Annotated in this window: 14 protein-coding genes; 4 read left to right on the top strand and 10 right to left on the bottom strand. The window is 70.8% G+C overall.

Features of this window, described 5'->3' with window-relative positions; genetic code table 11:
* Positions 1-38 precede the first annotated feature (38 nt).
* The 9 genes from ACZ4XD_RS13270 to ACZ4XD_RS13230 form a co-directional block, all read right to left on the bottom strand.
* The gene (locus ACZ4XD_RS13270; RefSeq protein ID WP_468041435.1) at positions 39-476 is read right to left on the bottom strand and encodes an NUDIX hydrolase; all 438 of its coding nucleotides are present in this window, start codon (positions 474-476) and stop codon (positions 39-41) included.
* A gap of 26 nt (positions 477-502) precedes the next feature.
* Complete coding sequence (locus ACZ4XD_RS13265; protein WP_468041434.1) at positions 503-1,177, bottom strand: HAD family hydrolase; 675 nt, start codon at positions 1,175-1,177, stop codon at positions 503-505.
* Between the two features lie 106 nt (positions 1,178-1,283).
* A complete protein-coding gene (locus tag ACZ4XD_RS13260) occupies positions 1,284-2,045 on the bottom strand; it encodes a Bax inhibitor-1/YccA family protein (protein WP_468041433.1) in 762 nt (253 codons plus the stop codon).
* 75 nt (positions 2,046-2,120) lie between these two features.
* On the bottom strand, positions 2,121-3,491 hold the full coding sequence (locus ACZ4XD_RS13255; protein ID WP_468041432.1) for a hypothetical protein: 1,371 nt from the start codon (positions 3,489-3,491) through the stop codon (positions 2,121-2,123).
* Between the two features lie 3 nt (positions 3,492-3,494).
* Positions 3,495-6,026 carry a hypothetical protein gene (locus ACZ4XD_RS13250; protein ID WP_468041431.1) on the bottom strand — a complete coding sequence of 844 codons (2,532 nt, stop codon included), beginning with the start codon at positions 6,024-6,026 and terminating at the stop codon, positions 3,495-3,497.
* Between the two features lie 16 nt (positions 6,027-6,042).
* A complete protein-coding gene (locus tag ACZ4XD_RS13245; RefSeq protein WP_468041491.1) occupies positions 6,043-7,539 on the bottom strand; it encodes a caspase, EACC1-associated type in 1,497 nt (498 codons plus the stop codon).
* Positions 7,540-7,719: 180 nt separating this feature from the next.
* On the bottom strand, positions 7,720-8,661 hold the full coding sequence (locus ACZ4XD_RS13240; protein ID WP_468041430.1) for a pseudouridine synthase: 942 nt from the start codon (positions 8,659-8,661) through the stop codon (positions 7,720-7,722).
* Between the two features lie 132 nt (positions 8,662-8,793).
* Positions 8,794-9,957, bottom strand: a complete 1,164-nt coding sequence (locus ACZ4XD_RS13235) for an alkaline phosphatase PhoX (protein WP_468041429.1) — start codon at positions 9,955-9,957, stop codon at positions 8,794-8,796.
* An 807-nt stretch (positions 9,958-10,764) separates the two neighbouring features.
* Complete coding sequence (locus ACZ4XD_RS13230; RefSeq protein ID WP_468041489.1) at positions 10,765-12,072, bottom strand: hypothetical protein; 1,308 nt, start codon at positions 12,070-12,072, stop codon at positions 10,765-10,767.
* 706 nt (positions 12,073-12,778) lie between these two features.
* On the opposite strand from ACZ4XD_RS13230, the gene ACZ4XD_RS13225 reads away from it, so the two are divergent.
* Both ACZ4XD_RS13225 and ACZ4XD_RS13220 read left to right on the top strand, forming a co-directional pair.
* On the top strand, positions 12,779-14,197 hold the full coding sequence (locus tag ACZ4XD_RS13225) for a hypothetical protein (protein ID WP_468041428.1): 1,419 nt from the start codon (positions 12,779-12,781) through the stop codon (positions 14,195-14,197).
* Positions 14,194-16,851 carry a phospholipase D-like domain-containing protein gene (locus ACZ4XD_RS13220; protein ID WP_468041427.1) on the top strand — a complete coding sequence of 886 codons (2,658 nt, stop codon included), beginning with the start codon at positions 14,194-14,196 and terminating at the stop codon, positions 16,849-16,851. Before ACZ4XD_RS13225 ends, ACZ4XD_RS13220 begins: the two co-directional genes overlap by 4 nt.
* 15 nt (positions 16,852-16,866) lie before the next feature.
* Here the strand turns inward: ACZ4XD_RS13220 and ACZ4XD_RS13215 are convergent, their stop codons facing one another.
* Complete coding sequence (locus ACZ4XD_RS13215) at positions 16,867-17,757, bottom strand: DUF429 domain-containing protein (protein ID WP_468041426.1); 891 nt, start codon at positions 17,755-17,757, stop codon at positions 16,867-16,869.
* 418 nt (positions 17,758-18,175) lie between these two features.
* On the opposite strand from ACZ4XD_RS13215, the gene ACZ4XD_RS13210 reads away from it, so the two are divergent.
* Both ACZ4XD_RS13210 and ACZ4XD_RS13205 read left to right on the top strand, forming a co-directional pair.
* Entirely contained in the window at positions 18,176-19,900 is a 1,725-nt protein-coding gene (locus ACZ4XD_RS13210; protein ID WP_468041425.1) for an N-6 DNA methylase, read from the top strand.
* The gene (locus ACZ4XD_RS13205; RefSeq protein ID WP_468041424.1) at positions 19,897-21,033 is read left to right on the top strand and encodes a serine/threonine-protein kinase; all 1,137 of its coding nucleotides are present in this window, start codon (positions 19,897-19,899) and stop codon (positions 21,031-21,033) included. Before ACZ4XD_RS13210 ends, ACZ4XD_RS13205 begins: the two co-directional genes overlap by 4 nt.
* Positions 21,034-21,038 lie beyond the last annotated feature (5 nt).

Genomic DNA, 21,038 nt, shown 5'->3' with positions numbered 1-21,038 from the left:
ACGATCCGCCGGACAGCCCCGCGCCGCCGCGAGCGGCCTCACCGGCTCCCGAGCCCCCGGGCGCCCGCCGCGAACAACCCCAGCGTCTCCCCGCATTGCGAATGCAGCGGCTCCGGCAGCGCGTCCGGGGCGAACCAGTCGAGCGCGTCGAACTTGTGCGGTTCGCCGATCGTCACCCCGTCCGGGGCCACCCGTACGGCGAAGACCACCGCGACCCAGTGCGAGTCGACCGGATCGCCGCGCAGCACATTGCGCACCCCGATCTGCTCGATGCCGAGCGGCCGCACCCCGTACTCCTCCCGCACCTCCCGGGCCACGGCCGTCTCGAAGGACTCCCCGAACTCCAGCGCCCCCGCGCCGCAGTCCCAGGTCCCCGGCTCGTCCCGGGCCCCGGCGCCGCGCCGCGCCAGCAGCACCCGCCCGGCACCGTCATGGCACACGAAGACACAGGACACCTTGGGTTCCACCGTTGTCATCTCCCTCTCAACTCCCCTCGGTCCGCTCAGAAGTGGTGCAGCAGCTCGCCGAACGCGGGCAGCCGCAGCACCTTCTCGTCGGCCGGGTCGAGCTCCTCGTGCTCCAGGACCCAGGTGTGGTCATGCGGGATGAACACCGCGTTGAGGCCCGCCGAACGCGCCGGCAGGATGTCCGACTTCGGGGAGTTCCCGATCATCCACGTCGAGCTGGGCACCAGGTCGTAGGCCCGCACCAGCTCCTCGTAGGTCGCGACGTTCTTCTCCGCCACGATGTGCACCTCCCGGAAGTGCCGGGTCAGCCCCGAGGCCGTCACCTTCCGCTGCTGCTCCTCGGTGTCGCCCTTGGTCAGCAGCAGCAACTCGTGCCGCCGGGCCAGCTCGGCCAGGGTCTCGGCCACCCCGGGCATCAGCTCCACCCGGTCCCCGGCGAAGGCCGCCGCCCACCCGGCGATCCGCGCCGACTCCTCGGCCGTCGCGGCCCGTCCGCGCAGCCGCGCCACACACTCCCCGAGGCTGTGCAGAAAGACCTTGCTGCCGTATCCGAGCGTCAGCGCGTTCGCCGCCTCGATCCCGTCGAGCACCGCCCGCACCCCGGCCCGGTCGAGCTCGGGGTGGGCCATCCACTCCAGGAACTCGTCGATGACCCGCTCGAAGATCACGTTGTTCTCCCACAACGTGTCATCCGCATCGAAGATCAGCATCCGTCCGTCAGCCCTTCTCCCACTTCACCGGCCTGCGCACCCTACGCAGGCCCGGCGGCCGACCGCACCGGATATTCGGCGGGGAGGGACGTGCCGAGGCGGTGACTCACCACCACCGGAGATACGACAGCAGCCGCAACAGCTCCACGTAGAGCCAGACCAGGGTCATCGTCAGCCCGAACGCGACGTACCAGGCCCACCGGTGGGAGGCGCCGGACCGCAGCAGGCGGTTGGCGGCCTCGAAGTCCAGCAGCAGGAAGAAGGACGCGGCGGCGACCATCAGCACACTCACCCCGACCGCCAGGACACCGCCGTCCCGCAGCCCCAGATCCGCGCCGAACCCCCACCATGCGACCAGCTCCGCCAGGAGCAGCACCAGCAGCCCGAGCGCCGCCCCGACCGCCCAGCGCGTCACCTTCGCACTGATCCGCACCTTCCGGGTGCGGTACGCCGCCAGCATGCCGGCGAAGACGCAGCCGGTGCCGAGGACGGCCTGGGTCCCGGCCCCCGGATGCAGCGCGTCGAAGAACCGCGTCGCCTCACCGAGCACGACCCCCTCGACCGCCGCGAACAGCAGGGCCAGTGCGGCACTGGGCCGGGGCCGGAGGGCGAGGAAGATCCCCAGGCCCATCCCGGCGAACAGGGCGGGCAGGGCGAGGTATCCGAGTTCCAGGAAGACGGTGAGGAAGGCGCTCGCCACCAGGACGGCGAACACCGTCAGGGTCTTGACGGTGATGTCGTCGAGCGTGATCGGACGGTCCGCGGCGACCGCCGGGGACGCCTCGCCCGACCTGACCGGACCGGCCGGTGACACCGCGCCGTCCAGCGTCAGAAGATTGCGGATCGCAGGGTTGCTCGTCGTGGGCACCGGCCCTCCCGGAGGGGCGAGAGAAGTGAACAACTCCGTGGTGTCACAGCATAGTTGGCGAAAACGGGGAATACCTCAGTCCACCTCGACGACCTGCCGCCGCCCCGGCACGCTCGCCCGCAGCGCCCGCGTCACCTCCGGCACGTCGGGAAACACGGTGTCCCCGCCGGGCGGGGAGGCGTACGGCAGCGCCGTCCCGAGATGATCGCGCCAGGGCGCGGGCACGGCGATCGGCTGGCGGATACCGGTCAGCACCACACACTGGACCGCCTCGGCACCGTGGTCCCGCAGCGCGGTGCGCAACCGGCCCGGCAGCCCCAGGCGTTGCGGCACCGCGGTGTTGAGCAGCCGCTCGCCCACGCTCTCGCCCTGCGCGGCGAGCTCGGCGCCGTGCAGCTGACGGACGGTGTCACGGATGGCCGGGTACTGCTCCGGCAGCACCCCGCGGCAGCGCAGCACGACCGGGGTCTGCGTTTTCCCGTCGACCTCCACCTCACAGGCGATGTCGAACGACATCCGCCGCTTCAGGAAGCCGTAACGGACCTCGTTGATCACCTCCAGATGCGCGTCCGGCTTCGGCCGGCCCGTCTCCCCGGGCGGCTGGCTGTACAGCCCGTGGAGCTGTTCGCCGACCGTCACGCAGCCGGTGAACAGCCGCCGCAGCCCCACGGCCACGGCGTTCCGCTCGTACAGCTCCAGCCAGGCGGGCAGCCGGCTGACGCTGGTGAGATCGGGCGCCAGCAGCCGGGCCGTCTCGGCGTGCTCCAGCGCGTCGTCACGCATCTGCTCGGTGAGCAGACCGATCCGGCGGCGCAGCTCGATCAGCGCCAGCGCGTCGAACTGCGCCGCCTCGTCGCCGGTCTGCTGCCTGCCGACGCCTTCGAGCACCCCCGCCAGCACCTGGGTCGGGGCGGCCTCGGCGGGCCACCCGCGCCGCCGGGCCAGCTCGGTGAGCCGGTCCTGTGCGTACGGGGTCAGCCAGCCCCGGCCCTCGACGAAGCCGCCCCAGTCACGGGACTCCAGACCGTGCCGGGCGGCGAGCCTCGGCAGCCGGGCCAGCAGCGCCAGCAGCAGCAACTCGGCGTCATCGATGCCGTCCTGGTGGTGCCCCGTCTCCCGCAGCGCCTGTGCCAGCTGATGCCCGTCGAAGAGGGTCGCGAACACCTCGGGCTCCGGGCACCCCAGGAGCTCCGCGAGCAGCGGCTGCGTGGTCGGGCCGACCAGCAGACGCAGCTGCCGTTCGGTGAACACGGTCGGCAGCTCGGGCGGGGTGAAGGCGGCCCGGACCCGGGCCGCCAGCTCCGCCAGCGTGCTCTCGGCCTCGCTGAACCGGCCGATCCGGTGCAGCAGATCATGCGCGGCGAAGTGGCCCAGCGCCTCCTCGGCCGCCGCCCTGGCACGGTCCGAGCTCCGCACCATCCAGACGACATACAGCTCGTTGTCCATGTCCTACCTCCCCGCCACCCGGCCGTAGCGCGGGGGTTCCTGCCCGGTGAGGACCTCGAAGAGCTCCTCGGCCGCACCCCGCGACCCCCCGGCATACGGCCCCACCAGAATCTCCTCCAGCGCCCGGCCGAGCTTCGCCAGTGCCGCGTCGACGGCCTCCTGATGCTCGGCCAGCTCCTCACCGGCCTCGTCCAGCTGCCGGGCCAGCCGGGCGTACTCCACCGCGTTCCTGAAGAGCCACACCGCGTACTCCCGCTCGGGGCTCACCTTGTTCAGCGGATCGCCCTTGCAGCTCGCCCGGGCCCGCGGCAGCCCCTGGAACAGCCGCCGGATGCCCTTGTCCAGACCGGCCTCCGGCAGCCTCTCCAGCCAGTCCCGGGTGAACTCCTCGTCCGCGCTGCCCGCTTCGTCCAGGGCCCGCAGCGCGACATCGGGAAGTCCGGGCATCTGATGCCCGAGCAGACCGGGGATCTCCCGGGACTCCAGCCGGGCGGCCCGGCACTCCACGATCGCCCGCAGCAGCCAGACCCGGGCCTGCCACCGCGTCTCCGTACGGATGTCGTCCAGGCACTCCCGCGCGGTGAGGAACGCCTCGTTGCGCATCGCCATCAGCGCCCGGTCCAGCCCCTCACCGAGCGAGGTGTGCCGCTCCGCGGTCCGCAGCGCCGCCTCGATCCGGTCCTCCTCGGCGGCGTCGGGCCCGGTCGGCTGGAGCGCCTCGATCATCCGCCGGGCGATACCGTCCGGCCGCGCCCGCAGTGCCTCCAGGAACCGGCGGCTGAACTCCTCCTCGGCCTGCGGCTGTTCGGCCAGTGCGGCCAGCTCGTCCCAGAGCTGCTGCGCGGACGGGCCGGTGGCGTCGGCCGGGGCCGGCCCGGCGTGGTCCGTGGCGTCCCGCACCACCAGCACGGCGCGCCCGGCGTCGGCGAGGACCGCGGACCGGGCGGTGTCCACCAGCGTGTACGGGTGGCTGAAGAGCACCGCCGGGGCCTCGGCGGTCGGCGGCAGATAGCGGCTGATCAGCACGGTGTGCGGGGTGAACACATCCTCCGGTGCGATGCCGTCCCGGCGCAGCGCACACCGCCACTCGAACCACAGCATCGGCGCGGCCTCCGTGCACCAGGCGCGAAAGGCCCGTTCGGTGGCGGGACTCTCGTCCGGGACGACGCCCCGTAAGGCGGCATCGAGGAACCGCCCCGCGGCCACCTGCCGCGCGGGGGCCTGCGGCCGGTGCACCGCCGTCTCCAGCTGCTCGACCAGCTCCCGCATCCGCCGCGCCCACGCCTTCCGGATCTTGATCAGATGCGGAACATTGACCTCGTAGTACTTCTCGGTGGGCACCTCCTCGGGCTCGGGGAGCCGGATGGTCCGCCCGGTCGCCTCGTCGAACCGCACCACCAGCAGCACCGTCGCCGGCCACAGCGTCCGCCGCTCGTCCTCGCTCGCCTGCTCATAGGCCCGCTTGTCGGCCGTCAGCTGCTCGATCTCCGTCTCCAGCTGGTCCAGGCGCAGCCGGGCGTCCATCGTCAGCCGCTGCGACAGCACCCGCTGATGGGCCTGCTCGACGCTGATATAGGCGTCCGTGGTGAACAGATCCGGGCTGAAGTCCAGCCCCACGGCCCCCTGCCCGCTGACCGTACGGAGATACGGCTGCAGGGACACCAGACCGTCCTCCTCCGTGGCGCGGGGCGCCCGCAGGAAGGCCCGGTCCGTCTCACTCGCCGCCCGGTCCGCGAGCGCCCGCATCCCCTGGGTGTACGTCACCAGGTCCGCGTACGCGATGTCCGCGACCTCCACCAGGCCGGTCTCGTGGGCCAGCGACCGCAGCAGGCCGACGAAGTCGCGCAGCGCACCCCGGGCCGTCGATGCCACCGCCTCCGCCACCGTCACCGACCGGGCGTGGAACACCGAGGGGATGTCCAGCGAGGGCCGGGCGCCGGACAGCCCGGCGGTGACCCGGATCAGCCCCACGCCGATGTGGTCACCGACGAAGTCGCCGCTCTCCGGGTCGCCCAGACCGTTGACCCGCAGACAGGTGGTCAGCGCCGACTGCACCACCTGCTGGCGGATCTCGGGAAGGCCCGCACCGGCCACCAGCACTTCCACCGGGCCCTGTTCGTCCCCCGCCACCCACGCCCGCACCAGCGACGACGGGAGCGCGGCCCGCACCTGCGGCGCGAGCGCGGCCTTCGGCCCCCAGGCGAGCGGCGCGGGAAACAGCGGCCCGCACTCCGCGGACTCCCGGGCCCGCCGGACCCACCGGGCGAGCGGCCCGTCGTCGGTCCCCGGATCACCGGCGGGCACCCGCAGCCCCAGCGCCCTGGCGTGCAGCACCAGCGCGAGATCGTCCTCGGTGTCACCGAACAGCGGCTGGTCCGGGCACTGCTGGAGCCAGTACTGCCACAACCTGCTCACCAGGCGCTTCGGCACGGCCGGCCGGCTGTCCCGGAAGCGCTGCGCGATCCGCTCGGCCTCGTCGGCTGTCCAGGTGTGCGGCAACCGGCTCAGCACCTCGTCGACGGCGTCCCCCCGCATGGATCTCCTCTCGTCGTCACCTGTCGCCGGCGCACCGGAATCCGGCGTTCCCGCGGCACTCGGCCGGTGACCGTGGCGACATGTGCTCCCGCAGACGGGCCGCGGGGGTGTCATAGGCCCCGCCGCGCAACACCGGCGCCCCCGTGTCGTCCACGCAGATGTCCCAGACGTTACCGAGCAGATCGCCGATGTTGTACGGGTTCGGTGGGAATTCCCCGACCGGGGTCAACGCGGCATGACTGCCGAGGAAGTTCACCCGGCCCGCCGCGATCTCCGCCCGCCACCACTCGCCGCTCCGTCCGGCCCGCGCCGCCAGCTCCCACTCCGCCGCGGTCGGCAGCCGCAGCGGTACGCCCAGCAGACGGCCCGCCCAGACCAGATACGCACGGGCCGCGGGAGCGCTCACCGCGACCACCGGGTGCTCCGCGCGCCCCGCCGGAAAGTCCGCACCGTTCCAGCCCGCCAGGTAGTTGTCGTCCACGTCCGTGCCCGCCGCCCGCGCGGCCGCCGGATGCCAGCGCGCGTTCGCCGGATCGCGGAGGAAGGCGCCGAACTGCGCATGGGTCACCGGGTACCGGCCCAGCCACACCGTCCGCGTCTCCGTGAGCGCCACCGGGACCAGCTGTGGCAGGCCGGGCTCCGGCTCCTGGACCGACCGTCGCGGCCGCGCCGGGGACACCCGCCCGCCACCCGGCGGTCCGGCCTCCCCGGCCGTCGCGCCCACCGGAACCCGCGGCTGCGCGTCCACGCCGGCGCCCGCGCGCTGCCCAGTCGGCACCCGGGCCCGGTTCCGGAACAGACAGATCTCCCCACCGCCCTGGCGGATGCTCTGCTGGGGCAGCGGCCGGGACTTCGCGGTGAGCGCCGCCGTCAGCTCCTCGAACAGCGCCGACATGCTCAGCAGCGCGGGCCGCCCCGGCACCCCGTTCTCGATGAGCCGGATCAGCTCCCCGGTGAACGCGGTGTAGGTCTCTCCCGGCGGCGCCAGCGCCTGCCGGGTCGCCGGGGTGGCGGTGAGGACATAAGCGCCCTCGACGGCGACCGCGGGCGCGATCTCCGGGCCCTGCATCAGACCGTCCAGCGCCAGCCCGCTCCAGCAGCAGTCCAGAATCACCACCTTCCGCGGGGCGGTGGGCCGCCCGCCCGACGGGTGCAGCAGGACCGACCGCAGATCCTCGTACCGCAGTGCCGTGAACGACGGTCCCGGGCGCGATCCGGACAGCGCGAGATGGAGCTCGCCCGCGTGCGGATCGACCAGCCCGTGCCCGGCGTAATACACCAGCACGGTGTCGGTGGCCTCGGCGGTTGCCTCCTCCACCGCCCGCAGGATCTCGTCCCGCGACGCCCGCCGCAGCGCCCGGCACCGCCCGTCGGCCAGTCCCCAGGCCGCCGGGTCACAGCACAGCTCCCGCAGCCGGGTGACGTTGTCCGCCACTGCCGGAAGGTCGCCCAGCTCCGTATACGTGGGGGTGCCGATCAGGACGGCGCGCGACCGGGACGGGTCGGACTGCACCCCGGCCAACGGACTAGCCCCTTCGGCCGGGCCGGTGCACCGGCCTCCCGCGACCCCCGCCGCCCCCGGCCTCCGCGCCCCGCCCGGCCTCGATCCGTACCCGCACCGCCGCCCCCGCCGCCGTCCGTGAACCCGTCAGAGCGGTCAGCATAAGCGGCGCCCCCCACCCAGGTCCCGGGATCAGGCGATCGGGCCGCCCGCCCACTCCGCCAGCCGCAGCCGGCTCTCGTACCGCCGTACGCTGCCGTCCACCGGATCGGTGAACTCCAGGGTCTTGGCGAGCAGTTGGAGCGGCGCTCCGAAGTCGTCCGGGGCCGGATCCGTGACGACCGGATAGACCGGGTCATGGCGGATCGGCAGCCCGAGGCGGTTCATATGGACCCGCAGCTGATGGGTGCGGCCGGTCGCGGGCAGCAGCCGGTACCGCCCGAGCCCGCCCCGCCGCTCCACCAGCTCGATCCGGCTCTCCGCGTTCGGCGCACCGGCCTCCTCGCGCGCGGCCAGCACCCCGCGCTCCTTCACGATCCGGCTGCGCACGGTCACCGGCAGCGCCACCGCCCCGTCGTACGGCGCCACCGCCTCGTACTCCTTGCGCACCCGCCGCGCGCCGAACAGGTTCTGGTACGCGCCCCGGTCCTCGGGCCGTACGACGAACAGCGCCAGCCCCGCCGTCAGCCGGTCCAGCCGGTGCGCGGGCTGCAGCGCGGGCAGCCCGAGATCCCGCCGCAGCCGCGCCAGCGCGGTCTCGGTGATGTGCCGCCCGCGCGGAGTGGTGGCCAGAAAATGCGGTTTGTCGGCGATCACGATCCGCTCGTCCCGGTGGACGATCCCCACCTCGAACGGCACCGGCACCTCCGGCGCGAAGTCCCGGTGGAACCACACATACCGTCCGGCCGCATACGCCTCGCCCCCGCTCAGCACCCCGTCCACCCCGACGAACCGCCCCGCACCCAGCATGGCGTCCACCCGCCCGGCCCCGATCGCCCCCTGGAACCGGTCGACGAGATGGTCCCGGACGGTGCCCCACACCCCGTCCGGGTCGGCGGGCAGCCGCACCCGTACGGGGTCGATCCCGTCACGCTGGGGGAGAGGGGCCGGAGGAACCGGGGATCTGCGTCTCACACCGCAAGAGAACACCGGACCGGCACGTGCCCTCAAGTCACCACAGGAAGCGACCGCGCACGGACCCGCTGTGAGCGGTGTGGGGACCGCGGTGGTGGCCCCGGCGCACGGGCCGGGGCCACCCGGAGCCGCTCAGGAGGTGCGGAAGGGGCCGGTGACCTCGTAGGTGATGCCGCCCGAGGAACTGCCGGACGTGCCGCGCTGGCTGGAGAAGTACAGCCGGGTGCCGTTGGGGGAGAAGGCCGGTCCGGTGATCTCCGAGCTGGACTGGCCGGTGATCCGCAGGAACGGCGCGACGATGTCGTCCGGGGTGATGAGGCAGATCTCCATGTTGCCGCCGTCCTCGGCGACGAACAGGTCGCCCGAGGAGGAGCCGGTGACATTGTCGACACCGGTCAGCGGGGCGGTGCCGGGGTTGACCAGGCTGTCGTCGTAGGCCAGCTCGTAGGTGCTGTTCGTCAGGTTGAGCTGCCAGAGGCGGTTGTCGCCCTTGGTGGTGAACCAGACGGTGTCGCCCGCGTAGTGGCAGCCCTCACCGCCGTTGAACCGCTTGGCGCCGGAGACCTGGTTGCGGGTCGTGGTGGGCGAGCCGTCCGGGTCGGGCACGGTCGCCCAGGTGAAGGAGCCGGAGGTGCCGGTGCCGGCGACCAGTACCTGCAGGGTCCCGGAGGACAGGTTGCCCCACGTCGTCGGGGTGAACCGGTAGAAGCAGCCGTCCGACTCGTCCTCGGTCATGTAGACGACCTTGCGTACGGGGTCGGCGGCGGCCGCCTCGTGCTTGAACTTGCCCATGGCGTCACGGCGGGTGGCGGCGTTCACGCCCCACGGGTCGGTCTCGTAGACGGAGCCGAGACTGACCTCCTCACAGGACAGCCAGGTGTTCCACGGGGTGGCACCGCCTGCGCAGTTCTGCCGGGTGTTGGACAGGATGCGGTGGGCGCCGGTGACGGTGCCCGAGGAGTTGAACGTGACGGCGCTCGCGCCGCCGCTGGGGTTGATCTCCGAGTTGGATACGTAGATCCATCCCGAGCCGTCGGCGAAGCAGGCGCCGCCGTCGGGGGCGTTGTGCCAGGTGTAGGAGGTGCCGGAGACGGCCTGGCCGGAGCGGGCGATGACCCGGCTGGTGAAGCCGCTGGGCAACTGGATGCCGTTGGCGTCGGCGGCGCCCAGCGCGCCGTACGGGCCGGGGCCGTTCTGGGCCGGGGCCGCGGAGGCGGCGCCGTGCATGAGGGTGCCGCCGAAGGCTGCGGCCGAGGTGCCGATGACGGCTCCGCGCAGGAAGGTACGTCGTTCCACATCTACTCCTACGTCAAAGAAGTGCACACAATGAGGGGTTGAGCACCTGCCAACTGGTCACCGGGGAGAACTTAGGACCGCCGCACCCGCCCGATCAGGCCCCGAGAGGTGAACTCTTCCCGGCCGACCGGCGGGTAGGTTCCGCGCAGAAAGGTTCAGCGCGTCACCAAATGAACACGCAGGGAAACCCGCCGGACCAACGGATGGCCGCCCCGTCGATACGGACGGACGCCCCGTCGAGCGGGAGGGCGAACCCGGGAGCCCTCGACCGACGGCCATGGCGTCAGGCGATCGCCGCCCGCCGGCACGGCGTGATCACACCGGAGCCAACGGGCTCGGCCTGTCATTCCTGGTCCGACCAGGCGATTCGCTGGGCCGTTGGTCATGTGGTCGGTCACGCCACTACCCGGAAAAAGCAGAAAACCCCAGGTGAACTGGGGTCTCAGCTGGTGGGACGTTCACGAGATCCTTTGACCAGCCGCAACAGGGCTGATTGATGTTGAGGTTCCCGCGAGTCGCGAGATCATCCCCCGAGAACATGCACACGCAATTATTTTGATGGGATGCGCTGCGCCCCTGGGATGGCTCGTCCGCGCAGCTTCCGTGCAAGCACTCTCTGCGTCTCACAGCTCGCACGAGGCAGCATGAGCTGGAGCGTCCCATGCCCGATTCACCTTGGGGTCAAGTTAGGCCGGTTGCAAAAGGCCGGCATCACCCTCAGTTACGTCGACCGCGTGACCCTAGGGCCACCATCGCCTTCGAGGTTTCGGGCAACCCCGCACCACGTGAGTGCGAGCGCGCCTACGCCTACGCGGACAGCGCAGGGAACACAACCACCGAGCCGTCCTTGTTGCGGGCAATCTCAATCGCCACGTCTGTCGTGCGGCTGTTGACCATGACGCCGTCGCCCAGCTTGCGAATCCGGTTTGCCGCTCCCATCAGGCGATCGACTTCACCGGCCGTGAAGACGGGCCGCAGACCTTGCGGACCTGCCAGCTCCAGCGCCGACAAGCGTTCCAGGACACCGGCAATGCTCGACTCTAGTTCGTCGAGGCGCTGCTGGTCGCGCTTGAGCTCGCGGGTGAAGTTCTCGAACAAGTTGTCAGGGTTGTCCTGGGCATGCTCGACAGCCTGCAGGACAACAACCCGCCGCTTCAGCGCAATTGCCAGGGCAGCGAGTTCGAGATGGGTGCGGAACATGCCGCCATGCTCGTCGACGCCGGGGAACGACTTGGCCAGCGTGCTGATCTCGACGAACTTGCCCTCAGGTAGCTTGTCGAGTGCGCTCTGCCACCGGGCAAGGCGGCGGTCAGCGGCGCCCAGCGCCGTGTTGATGGCGTGCACTGCCGAGTCCAATCCTAGGGAGACTCCGAGCTTGCCCTGGTCGAGCAGAATGGCGGTGGCTTTGTCGATGGCATCGCGGCAGCCGTCGAGTGCGCTGTGCTCATCTTCGAGCTGCTGTTCATGCAGCTGCTCCAGCAGTTCGGTGATGTGTTCGATAGCCTGCTGGCGCTTGTAGTCGGCATGCGCGCTCACGCCCACCGCAACGGCCATGAGCACGAGCGGCGCGGCCACGGTGAGCGCCGCGCTGCCGGCGGCCGCAACGCCGGCTGTCGCACCGGCTCCGCCGACCGCCCCTGCTGCCGCCGCTTTACCGACTGGCACGAACGTCGCATTGGCGGCGATGCCCGTCGAGTTCATAAGTGCGCTGTGGATGCCACCGGCCGCCGCCTTCGACGCCATCGGGCGAACGACGCCCTGACCGAACTGGGCGGCGACCTTCGCCGGAACCACCATGCGATACAGGTTTTCGCCGGCAGCGGTCGCCCTGGCCGCCGTAAGGGAACTTCGCGTCGATTGCGTGATGAACTGCGACAGGTGCTGCGCCAGGGGACTCGCGGCATCGAGCGGGATACCTCGGCTGCGGTCAAGCTTGTCGGGCAGCGGATGCACCTCAAGTGTGGCGATCGGCGCGTCGGCCAGAGCGGCCAGCACACCACGCAGTTCAGCCAGGCGCGCAGCCGTCATAGGCTCGTCTCCGGCCAATGCTGGCACCTGGACATCACCGGTCGCCAGCGTCCACACCGGAACGAGTGCCTTGCGATCGCCAGTCATCATCTCCCCCTTGTTCTCCAGCAACAGCCTACGGCTGACGCCCGACAAGAGCGGCATGAACCTCGTGTATGCAGCTACGGGCCCTGTCTCCCGGTGAACTGACGGATCACAACGGAGGGACGGCGCCCCTCACCTGCAATGCTGGCCGGGACCGGTGGCGCGTGGTGCGGGCCGACAAGACCCATGGGGCACGCGGGAATCGCACGCTGCGAAAGATCGCGGACGTCCGGCGGCCGTGTAGCAACCTCAGAGTCGCCCTCACCACAGCGCTCCCGCAGGGCATCTGGGATCCGGGAAGTTGCAACCGCCCTGAATGTAGACGTCATAGCGGAGCCCGGTGATGCGCTGTCTGTCGGCATTGCCCATGGGGTTCGTGAATCGATCGCCTGCGTCAGCACCGAACTCAACTCGGACGTTGACGATAGCCAAGGAGCGGACGGCCTTGAGGCGAGATCGGGCGCGTCCAGCCAACTTCCCGAATCCAGTCGACGGTGCTGGCCTCTCGTCCGAAATCAGCATCCATTCTGAGGCACGGTCAGGTAGCTCCTGCCGATGCAACGCTCCGGCAGCCGACAAGGGGTGGCAAGTGACAGCGGATGTCCGTGGGCCGGCATGGGCACTCGAGGGATTGGGCGTGCGGTCCGGGCGCTATCCCCTGGCGGTGGAGGGCCCGGTGATGCGGGCAGTGGACCGGTTGGTTCCCGGAGTGTCCACCGTAACCCGCTACATCCGCTACCACTCGCTGTACGCGGCGATCGCGGCGCACGCGGAACGGAACGCGTGGGACATCACCGCGTGCCGCCGGGCAGTCCGCCGCAGCGAGGTCCTCCTCGCAGCGCTCCAGCACCACACGGAGACAGATCCGGCATGGCTTGCCCACGGGGTCGATCGAGTGCGGCGTTTCTGCTCAGAGGAACTGGAACTCGCACGAGCCGCCGACGAGGAGCAGCTGAGCCAGTCGTACTCACCCCGCCGCTGGGGCTTTTGGGACCAGTACGGCGGACCCGCCACGGTGCTCGGCGCGGTGGACGTCCGGGACGGAGTACTCAGACCCGGCCGGCATCCGTGCCCTCCCACGGTCAAGGAGCTCTTCGCACCTCTTCTGTCACTCGCGGCGCGGGACGTCGTGTCCTTCGCTGACCTGGAGACAGCGGGGCAGGCGGCTCTTGGCGTCCCGTGTCCGGCCGAGCGGGAATGGCTGACGGACGTGCTGACCGCAACTCGCGGCGGAGGAACCCCCGCGCAGGGGGACTGGGAGGCGTCCGACCGCACTCGGCGTGCGACCCTCCGTATCCTCGGCCGGGCGATCGATCTCCACGGTCACGAGGGCGACGGGTATCAGGAGACGCTGCGTTCCACGGTGGCCTTCGGTGGCGAGGCGACAACGGATCCCGTTCTGGCGGCGATTCCCGAGACGGCCGGTTGGCGGGGAGTGCTGCTGCGCCATTACTCGGTCGGCGCCTGGCGTCGGCTGTGGGCGGCGCTGGTTGCCGGTGTCGGCTCCAAGGACGGCGAGGGCGACCGGTCGGCCGAGGAACTGCGCGACTGGCTGGCGCAACAGGCCCCGGATGCGAATGTACGGCGGGTCCTGGACGACCTGCCTCCGCTCAAGAACGCGGCAGGTCAGTTGTTGCCTGTCGAACGGCAACTCCTGACGCAGGGCGCCGATGCCGCGATGACCAATGTGCTGCTCCTGATGGTGGGTGCGCTGCGCTCCCGAGAGGGTCATCTGCCAGACGACGTACGGGCCGTCTTCCTGGGCCGTCAGCGGCGCTGGGCCGAGTTCCTCGACCCGACGTGGGTCGACGGCCTCATCGACGACTACGCCGACCGGCCGGTCCGCGACCTGGCCGCCCGGCTGGTGGACGACATGCTCGCCCAGTCCCGCAGAGTCGCCCTCGCGAAGCTGCGCACCGACCCCGCGACCGGCGGGCTGAAGATCTTCTCCCGTCTACACCTTCGCAACGAGCGTTATTTCAAGACCGGTGACGAAGGAGACTCCGACATCGGCACCCGCATCCCCCAACTGGGCTCTTTGGCGGCGCAGCTGGGGCTTTTCGCCGTCCGCGACAACTGCCACACCGTCACCGCGGAGGGACGGCGAATCCTGGAGACAAACCCATGAGCGCGGCACACCACACCCGGTTCGCATCCCCCGTCACGCTGCTGAGAGAGTGGAGCGAACGCAGCGATCAGCAGGCACTGCACGAAGCGCTCTTCCTCGGTTTCACAGTTGATCTCCCCTTCCTGGAGAAGGTCGCCATACCCGTCGCCCGTGGCCTGGGTGCCCGCACCGCGGTGATCGGTGATGCGGCCCAAGGGCTGTACGACCCGGTCGATGTGCGTATGGCCGGCCGCAGCTATCTGCACGGCCTGGCCTCCTGCCAGCGTGCGTTCCACCCCAAGGTCGTCCTTCTGCTCGGAGAACACGCCTGCCGGCTCGCAGTGGGTTCGGGGAACCCGACGCTGTCCGGCTGGGGTGCCAACGACGAACTGTGGACGGTGGTGGAAACCGAGGACGACGACTCCCACGCGCTCCTGGCCGACCTCGCCGACTGGTTGGACGCACTGCCCTCCGCCGTGGAACTGGCCCCCTGGTCGGCGAGTCATCTGACGGAACTGGCTGCCCTTCTGACCGAACGGCATGTCAACGCCCCGGCCGGACCGGAATCAGGTGCCCGGCTTCTGCACAACCTTCAGGAGAGTCTGCTGGACCAACTGCCGCTCGGTCCTGTCGACGAACTGCACGCGTACGCCCCGTTCGTCGATGAGGCCGGTGATGCCCTCAGCGGGCTGGTCGGCCGACTGACACCCCGCCGCACCATCCTCGGGCTCCAGCCTCGCTGGTCCAGCTACGACGCCGGAGCGATCAAGAGGGCACTCGGAGGCTTCGACGCGCAGATCCGATTCCTCGAGGAGACTCGGATGCGGCACGGCAAATTCGTCGAATGGCAGGCCGACGGCCGCCGATACGCTCTCACCGGGAGCCCGAATCTCACCCGCGCCGCGCTGTGCACCAGCATCCGGGACGGCGGCAACTGCGAGCTCGCCGTACTCGCCGCCGACACCGCACCGCTGCTTCCCGAACAGGGGCGCATCACCTCACTCGCGAGCCTGACGGGCCGCACCATCCGGCCCTTCGAGTCCCCCGGTCACACGCTCGTCCTGTTGGGCGCCAAGACGGACAGCCAAGGCCTGCACGTCTCTCTGGCGCACCCCCAGCCCCTGCCCGTGGTGATCAGCACGTCTCCGGACGGTTCACCGGGTTCCTGGACTCAGACCGGAACCATTCCGGCGGGGGCCTCGGCCTGTTCCTTCTCGCTGCCCGAGGCTCCTGGTGCGGCGGTTCGCGCCACGTGCGCCCGTCCTGACGGCACCACCGCCGAATCCGCCGTCGTCTTCGTCTACAGCCCCGTGCACTGCGCACGGCGCCACAGCGCCGACAGCGGTCCCCGGCTGAGATACGACTACACGGCGCAGACCCTGTTCGCCGACGAGCGTGCCGCACGCCGTTTCGAAACCGATCTGCTGCGCCTGCGCGAACTCACCGCCGGAACGTCCGCTCCCCGGGTGAGCCCGGCAGGAGACACGACAAAGGGCCCGGTGACATCAAGCGGCGTCGACCGCTGGGACACCTACCTCTCCGACTGCCGCCGGATGATCGGGGCGCCGTTGACGGATCTGGCGTTCGGCACCTCTCAGCTCGACCTGCCGCAGGCACCCTCGTCGCGGTGGATCGTGTCGGCGGTCACCCTTGGCGTGCGGGAGGAGGACGACGAAGAGCACGAGGACGAGACGGAGGAGGTGGACCTCCCCACCACGAGCGAGCCGCTCGCCCCGTACGTCGCGCCAGAGCAGCGTGCCCGTTGTCGCGCCTGGGCCCAGCGCTGGGTCGCGGCGCTCACGGGCCCTGACGGTTCAGTCGCAGCACCGGTTCCGGTCCGCCTGCTCGTGGCCAACCTGTACGTCCAGCTCCTGGCCGCCGGAGTCTGGGACGAGCAGGACCAGAGCTGGCGCGACGGACTCAGCCGCCTCCTCGAAGCCCTCGGTTCCGAAGACCTGGCGGGCGAGGCAGACCACGATGCTCCGCCCGAGACCCGGCGACGGCTGGACGCGGTGGCGGCCGTGGTGATGACACTGCTCGTCCAGGACGCCACGTTCACCGGCGGCGGCGAGCACGACGTACTCGCGGCCCGCGCCTGGCACGGCAGCAAGGCGATAATCGCGCGTGCCGAGCCCGGCGAAGCGGAGGACCTGATGATCCCGCCGGAACGGGCGCTCGCCCGCGTCGCGCCCTGGAGCGAGGTGGACAGACTCATCGCTCTGGCGCAGGAAGACGACCCCTACGCGGAGGTGATCGAGGGGCTCACCGCGGCCGGCTGGTCGGTCGCGTGCGAGGACGGGCTCTGGGAGATCACGGGCTCCTTCGGCAATCCGCTTCCGGTCGTGGCCAAGGTCGCCGAACGACTCGGGCGGCACCACGCCGACGGCGTGCTTGTACGAGCCCGCAGCAAGAACCGCTGGGCCTTCATGGCGTGGGCGGACCCCTACCTGGTCCTGCTCAATCCCCCGGCACGCGTCTGGCGCACCTACCAGGTACGACTCCCTGCCACACCGGAATCACGGTTCAGCGGCGGCGACCTTTCCGCGGTACCCGGCCTCGTCGGTGCCCCGACCCCGCTGCAGAAGGGCCCGCCGGAGGCTCTCAGGAAGATTCTCACCGAAGCATGCCTCACTTACCCGGAGTTGGTCAGTCGCCTGTTCACACTCGACACGTGACGAGGAAGAAAGCGATCAGCGCCGTGACGCCACCGGCGACAGCCCGTCGAGCGGCTGAGTTCCCTCGATTCGCCTCGTCTCACCGTCACGCCGCTGCTCAAGACGGGCAGGCGCGATGATGGTGGGAGCCTGTCCCGGGGGCAGGGAGCTGTCCGCTCCGAGCACTTGGCAGCGCGCCAGTCCATGCCGGTACCACAGTGCGGCCGTCCACGCACAGAGCAGCGCGTCGATGAGGTCCTCCCGATGTTTGTAGCCAGCCGCCTTCTGAGGTGAGGGCTCGGAGAGCAGTTGACGGGAGACCGGGTGGGAGGAGAGCAGGAGGGGCGGATCGGCGGTGGCCAGGCCCGCCATGTGCCCGATCAGCCTGTCGCACTCCGCCGCCCGTACCGCTCGCCACTGTGCCGTCGGAACTCGTGCCGGTCGGCGCTTGTACGTGGGGCGTTCCTGGTCGAAGCCCAGCTCGGCGGCTCCGACCAGGGTCGTGTACGGATAGCACTCGGAGAAGACCAGACCACCGGCCGGCGGCCCGCCCCTGCCGTCGTCGTAGGACCAGCCCGACTCCTCCAGCCGTCCCCGCAGCAGCACTCCGGCCTGCCGGGGAGAGCTCTGGTTAGTACTGTTCGCGCTCACCTTCCAACGGCCGTACCGTCGGCCGACCTCCCGCTCGCAGGGCCGCTGGCCGGCAGGGTTGTCGACGACCAGCGGTGCGTCGACGAATGCCAGGGTCGATCCGTCGACGGCTGCCCTGTCCAGCCATGACATCGTCTCGTCGAGGCCGCGGGTCCAGCCGCATTCGATCACGACGCCGTTCGCGTCGATGGCGGCAACGCCTGTTTCATTCGGCTGGGTGCGGGCTCCGCTCTGCGCCCAGGCAAGGTCGATGCCTATGAACCGTTCGATCCGCATGCATTCGTAGTACCAGAGAACCGGAACCGGCCACCGGTGTGGCGCGGTACCCCTCAGCCAGCGCCCCCATGGCGTGGTGATCGAGGAGATCTCTCACTAGCGCCCGACGTCGCTTCGGGCGGGGCACCTGCGAACTTATGGACGTCCGTGCCCAAGGGGTCCCGTCCACGTCGGGGACTGGAAGGCGGTCACCGGCCCCGCACTCACCATGGACCGCACCGCATGGGTGGCCTCCATCGGCTTCGCCGCGTGTGACGACAGCGAGGGTTGACCTGCTCACGCGTCGGCTGACCGTTTGTCCCTTGAGGTGTGGTTTCTCGCCCCTTGGATTCCGAAATGGACTGGAATGCCACTGCGCTGTTAGCGGCGTTAACGCAGGCATCTTGTCTATGTCCTTTGAGGTGTGTACGGTCCCTTCATGGCCGCCGACGAATCCGCCCCCGCGGCGGTCGTCACGGCTGCCGAGATCGCCCGCTTCGCCGGGGTGACCCGTGCCGCCGTCTCCAACTGGCGCCGCCGTCACCCCGACTTCCCGCGCCCCGCCGCTGGCACCGGGACCAGCCCCCTCTTCGCGCTCACGGAAGTCCAGCAGTGGTTGGACCGACAAGGCAAGGGACGGGAAACCTCCACTGAAGTCGACCTGTGGCACGAACTGCGCGCTCAGTACGGCGACGACCTGCTCACCGCACTCGGCGCGGTCGGCGCGCAGTTGCTCGTCGGAACCGCCGTCGAGCAGCCTCTGGGCGAGCCCGCCGTGGCTGCCCTCACCGCCTTGTCCAGGGAGCGTCGAGCACACGCCCTCTACGCCGACCTTGTCGAGCGCTGTATCGCCTCCACCCCCCGCAGCGGCGGTGAGCCGATGACCACCCTTGCCCTGGAGCGGATCGTCTCGGCGTTCACCGGGCCGGCGGGCGAGGCAGCCGGAGCATCGGACAGCACAGTCGGCACGGTCTACGACCCGGCCTGCGGCATCGGGACGCTGCTGCTCACCGCCGTCCCGGGCGCCCACCGGTACGGCCAGGAACTCGATCCGGCGACCGCCACCGTCGCGGAGTTCCGTGCCCGGCTCGACGGCCGGGCCGCCACCGTGGCCTGCGGGGACTCGCTGCGCAAGGACGCCTTTCCCGACCTCCGCGCCGATCTCGTCGTCTGCGAGCCCCCGGTGGGCGTGGCCGACTGGGGGCGGGACGACCTGCTCCTCGATCCCCGCTGGGAGCTGGGCGTACCCCCGCGCTCGGAGAGCGAACTCGCTTGGGTCCAGCACTGTTACGCCCACACCGCCCCCGGCGGCCGGGCAGTGCTGGTGCTGCCCTCGTCCGTCGCCTACCGCAAGGCCGGCCGCCGCATCCGGGCCGAACTGGTCCGCCGGGGACTGCTGGCCTGCGTGGTGGCGCTGCCGCCCGGTCTGATGTCCAGCCACTCACTGCCCGTGCACCTGTGGATCCTGCGGCGACCGACCCAGGGCGGCCCCGCCCCGACACACATCCGCATGATCGACCTCAGCGACGCGGACCCGGACGGCATCGGCACGAAGGACGGCGCACCGACGCCGGAGCAGATCGCCGACGTCCCGCCCGTCGACATCCTGGACGACGACGTCGACCTAAGTCCCAGCCGCTACGTCACCCCCCACCACGGCGACTACCCCGTCGAGTACGCCGCCCTGCGCGACCGCGTCCAGAGCCTCGCCCGGGACCTGCTCGACCTGTTCCCCGAACTTTCCGCCGGCCCCGGCCGCATCGAGGCCGCGCCGGTGGGACTCGGCGATCTTGTACGGGGCGGTCTGGTCGACCTCGACGGCACCGTGCCGACCTCCCGCACCGACCAGCTGGACACCCACTACCTGCGCGGTTTCCTGCGCAGCGCCGCCAATACCCGCCGCAGCGCCACTGCCAGCGGCACGCTCCGACTGAACGCCTCAGGCACGCAGCTTCCGCAGATGGACATCGGGCGCCAGCGGGAGTACGGCGAGGCCTTCCGGCGTCTGGCCGCGTTCGAGGAACTGCTGCGCGAGGCCGCCGACATCGGCGGCCAGGTCAGCGCGCTCGCGTACGACGGGCTGACCAAGGGCGCCCTCCTGCCACCACCGGCCACTGGTGCCTCTTCGGGAAAGAGCGAGTCCCAGGAGGCGCAGGATCAGTGAGTCGACCCGCTGATAACCTCGCTCTCGTCCAGCCAGGTCAGGACACCACGGGGGAAAAGGTGCTGCAGCCGCTCCGAGCGGGCGACCCGACGACGGTCGGGAACTACCGACTGGTCGGCCGGCTGGGCCAAGGCGCGATGGGTGTCGTGTACCTGGGCTATCGTTCGACCCGCCCGGTCGCGGTGAAGGTCGTCAGGCCGCAGCTCGCGGAGGACGAGTACTTCCGCAGGCGCTTCGCCCTGGAACTGGAGGCGATCCGCCGCGTCGGCGGCTTCCACACCGCCGCTCTGGTGGACGCCGACCCGCTGGCCGCGACGCCGTGGATCGCGACCCAGTACATCAACGCGCCCTCGCTGCTGGAGCTGCTGGAGCAGCACGGCCCGGTCAGCGAACTGGGCGCGTGGTGGCTGGCGGCGGGTCTCGCGGACGCTCTGATGCACGTGCACTCGGTGCGTTTACTGCACCGCGACCTCAAGCCGGGCAACGTCCTGGTCGCGGCGGACGGCGTCCGGGTCATAGATTTCGGGATCTCCCACGTCAGCGGCGGCACCGGCCTGACCACGGCGAGCGCGGCGCTCGGCACCCTCTCCTACATGGCGCCGGAACAGGCCGCGGACTCCCGCAGGGCCAGTGAGGCGGCTGACGTCTACAGCCTCGGCGCGACACTGGCGCACGCGGCGACCGGACACGTCCCCTTCTACGCGCAGATGCCGGCGCAGCGCACGCTGGACATCCAGCCCGACCTGACCGGCCTCCCTCCCGCGCTGCTCGACCTGGTCACCCACACCCTGACCTACGACGCCGAGGACCGGCCGACGGCACAGAGCGTGCTGGAGGAGGCGATGGGACGGCTGCTCGACTTCGGTGTGCCGACAGACGCGCAGGCGTACCCGCCGCTGCCGGAGGCGTTCCTCGCGGCCGTGCTGGAGCGGCAGGCCACACCGGTCGAGGCACCGGATGCCGTACGAGATCCGGATGCCGCGGGAGAGGCCGAACCGAACAGCGCCTCAAAGATCGGCCCCGAGCCGGTGCCTGAGGTCTCGCCGTTTCCCCAGCCTGAGGCGACGCCGGACCGCTGGGCCGCTCGATGGCGCAGCCGTATCCAGGACCGTCGCAGCGACTACGGCGGCTGAACCCT

The sequence above is a fragment of the Streptomyces sp. NPDC029466 genome, from assembly GCF_055574515.1.
Note: the sequence above shows the minus strand (reverse complement) of the source record. Positions and strands in the feature narration are given on the sequence as shown.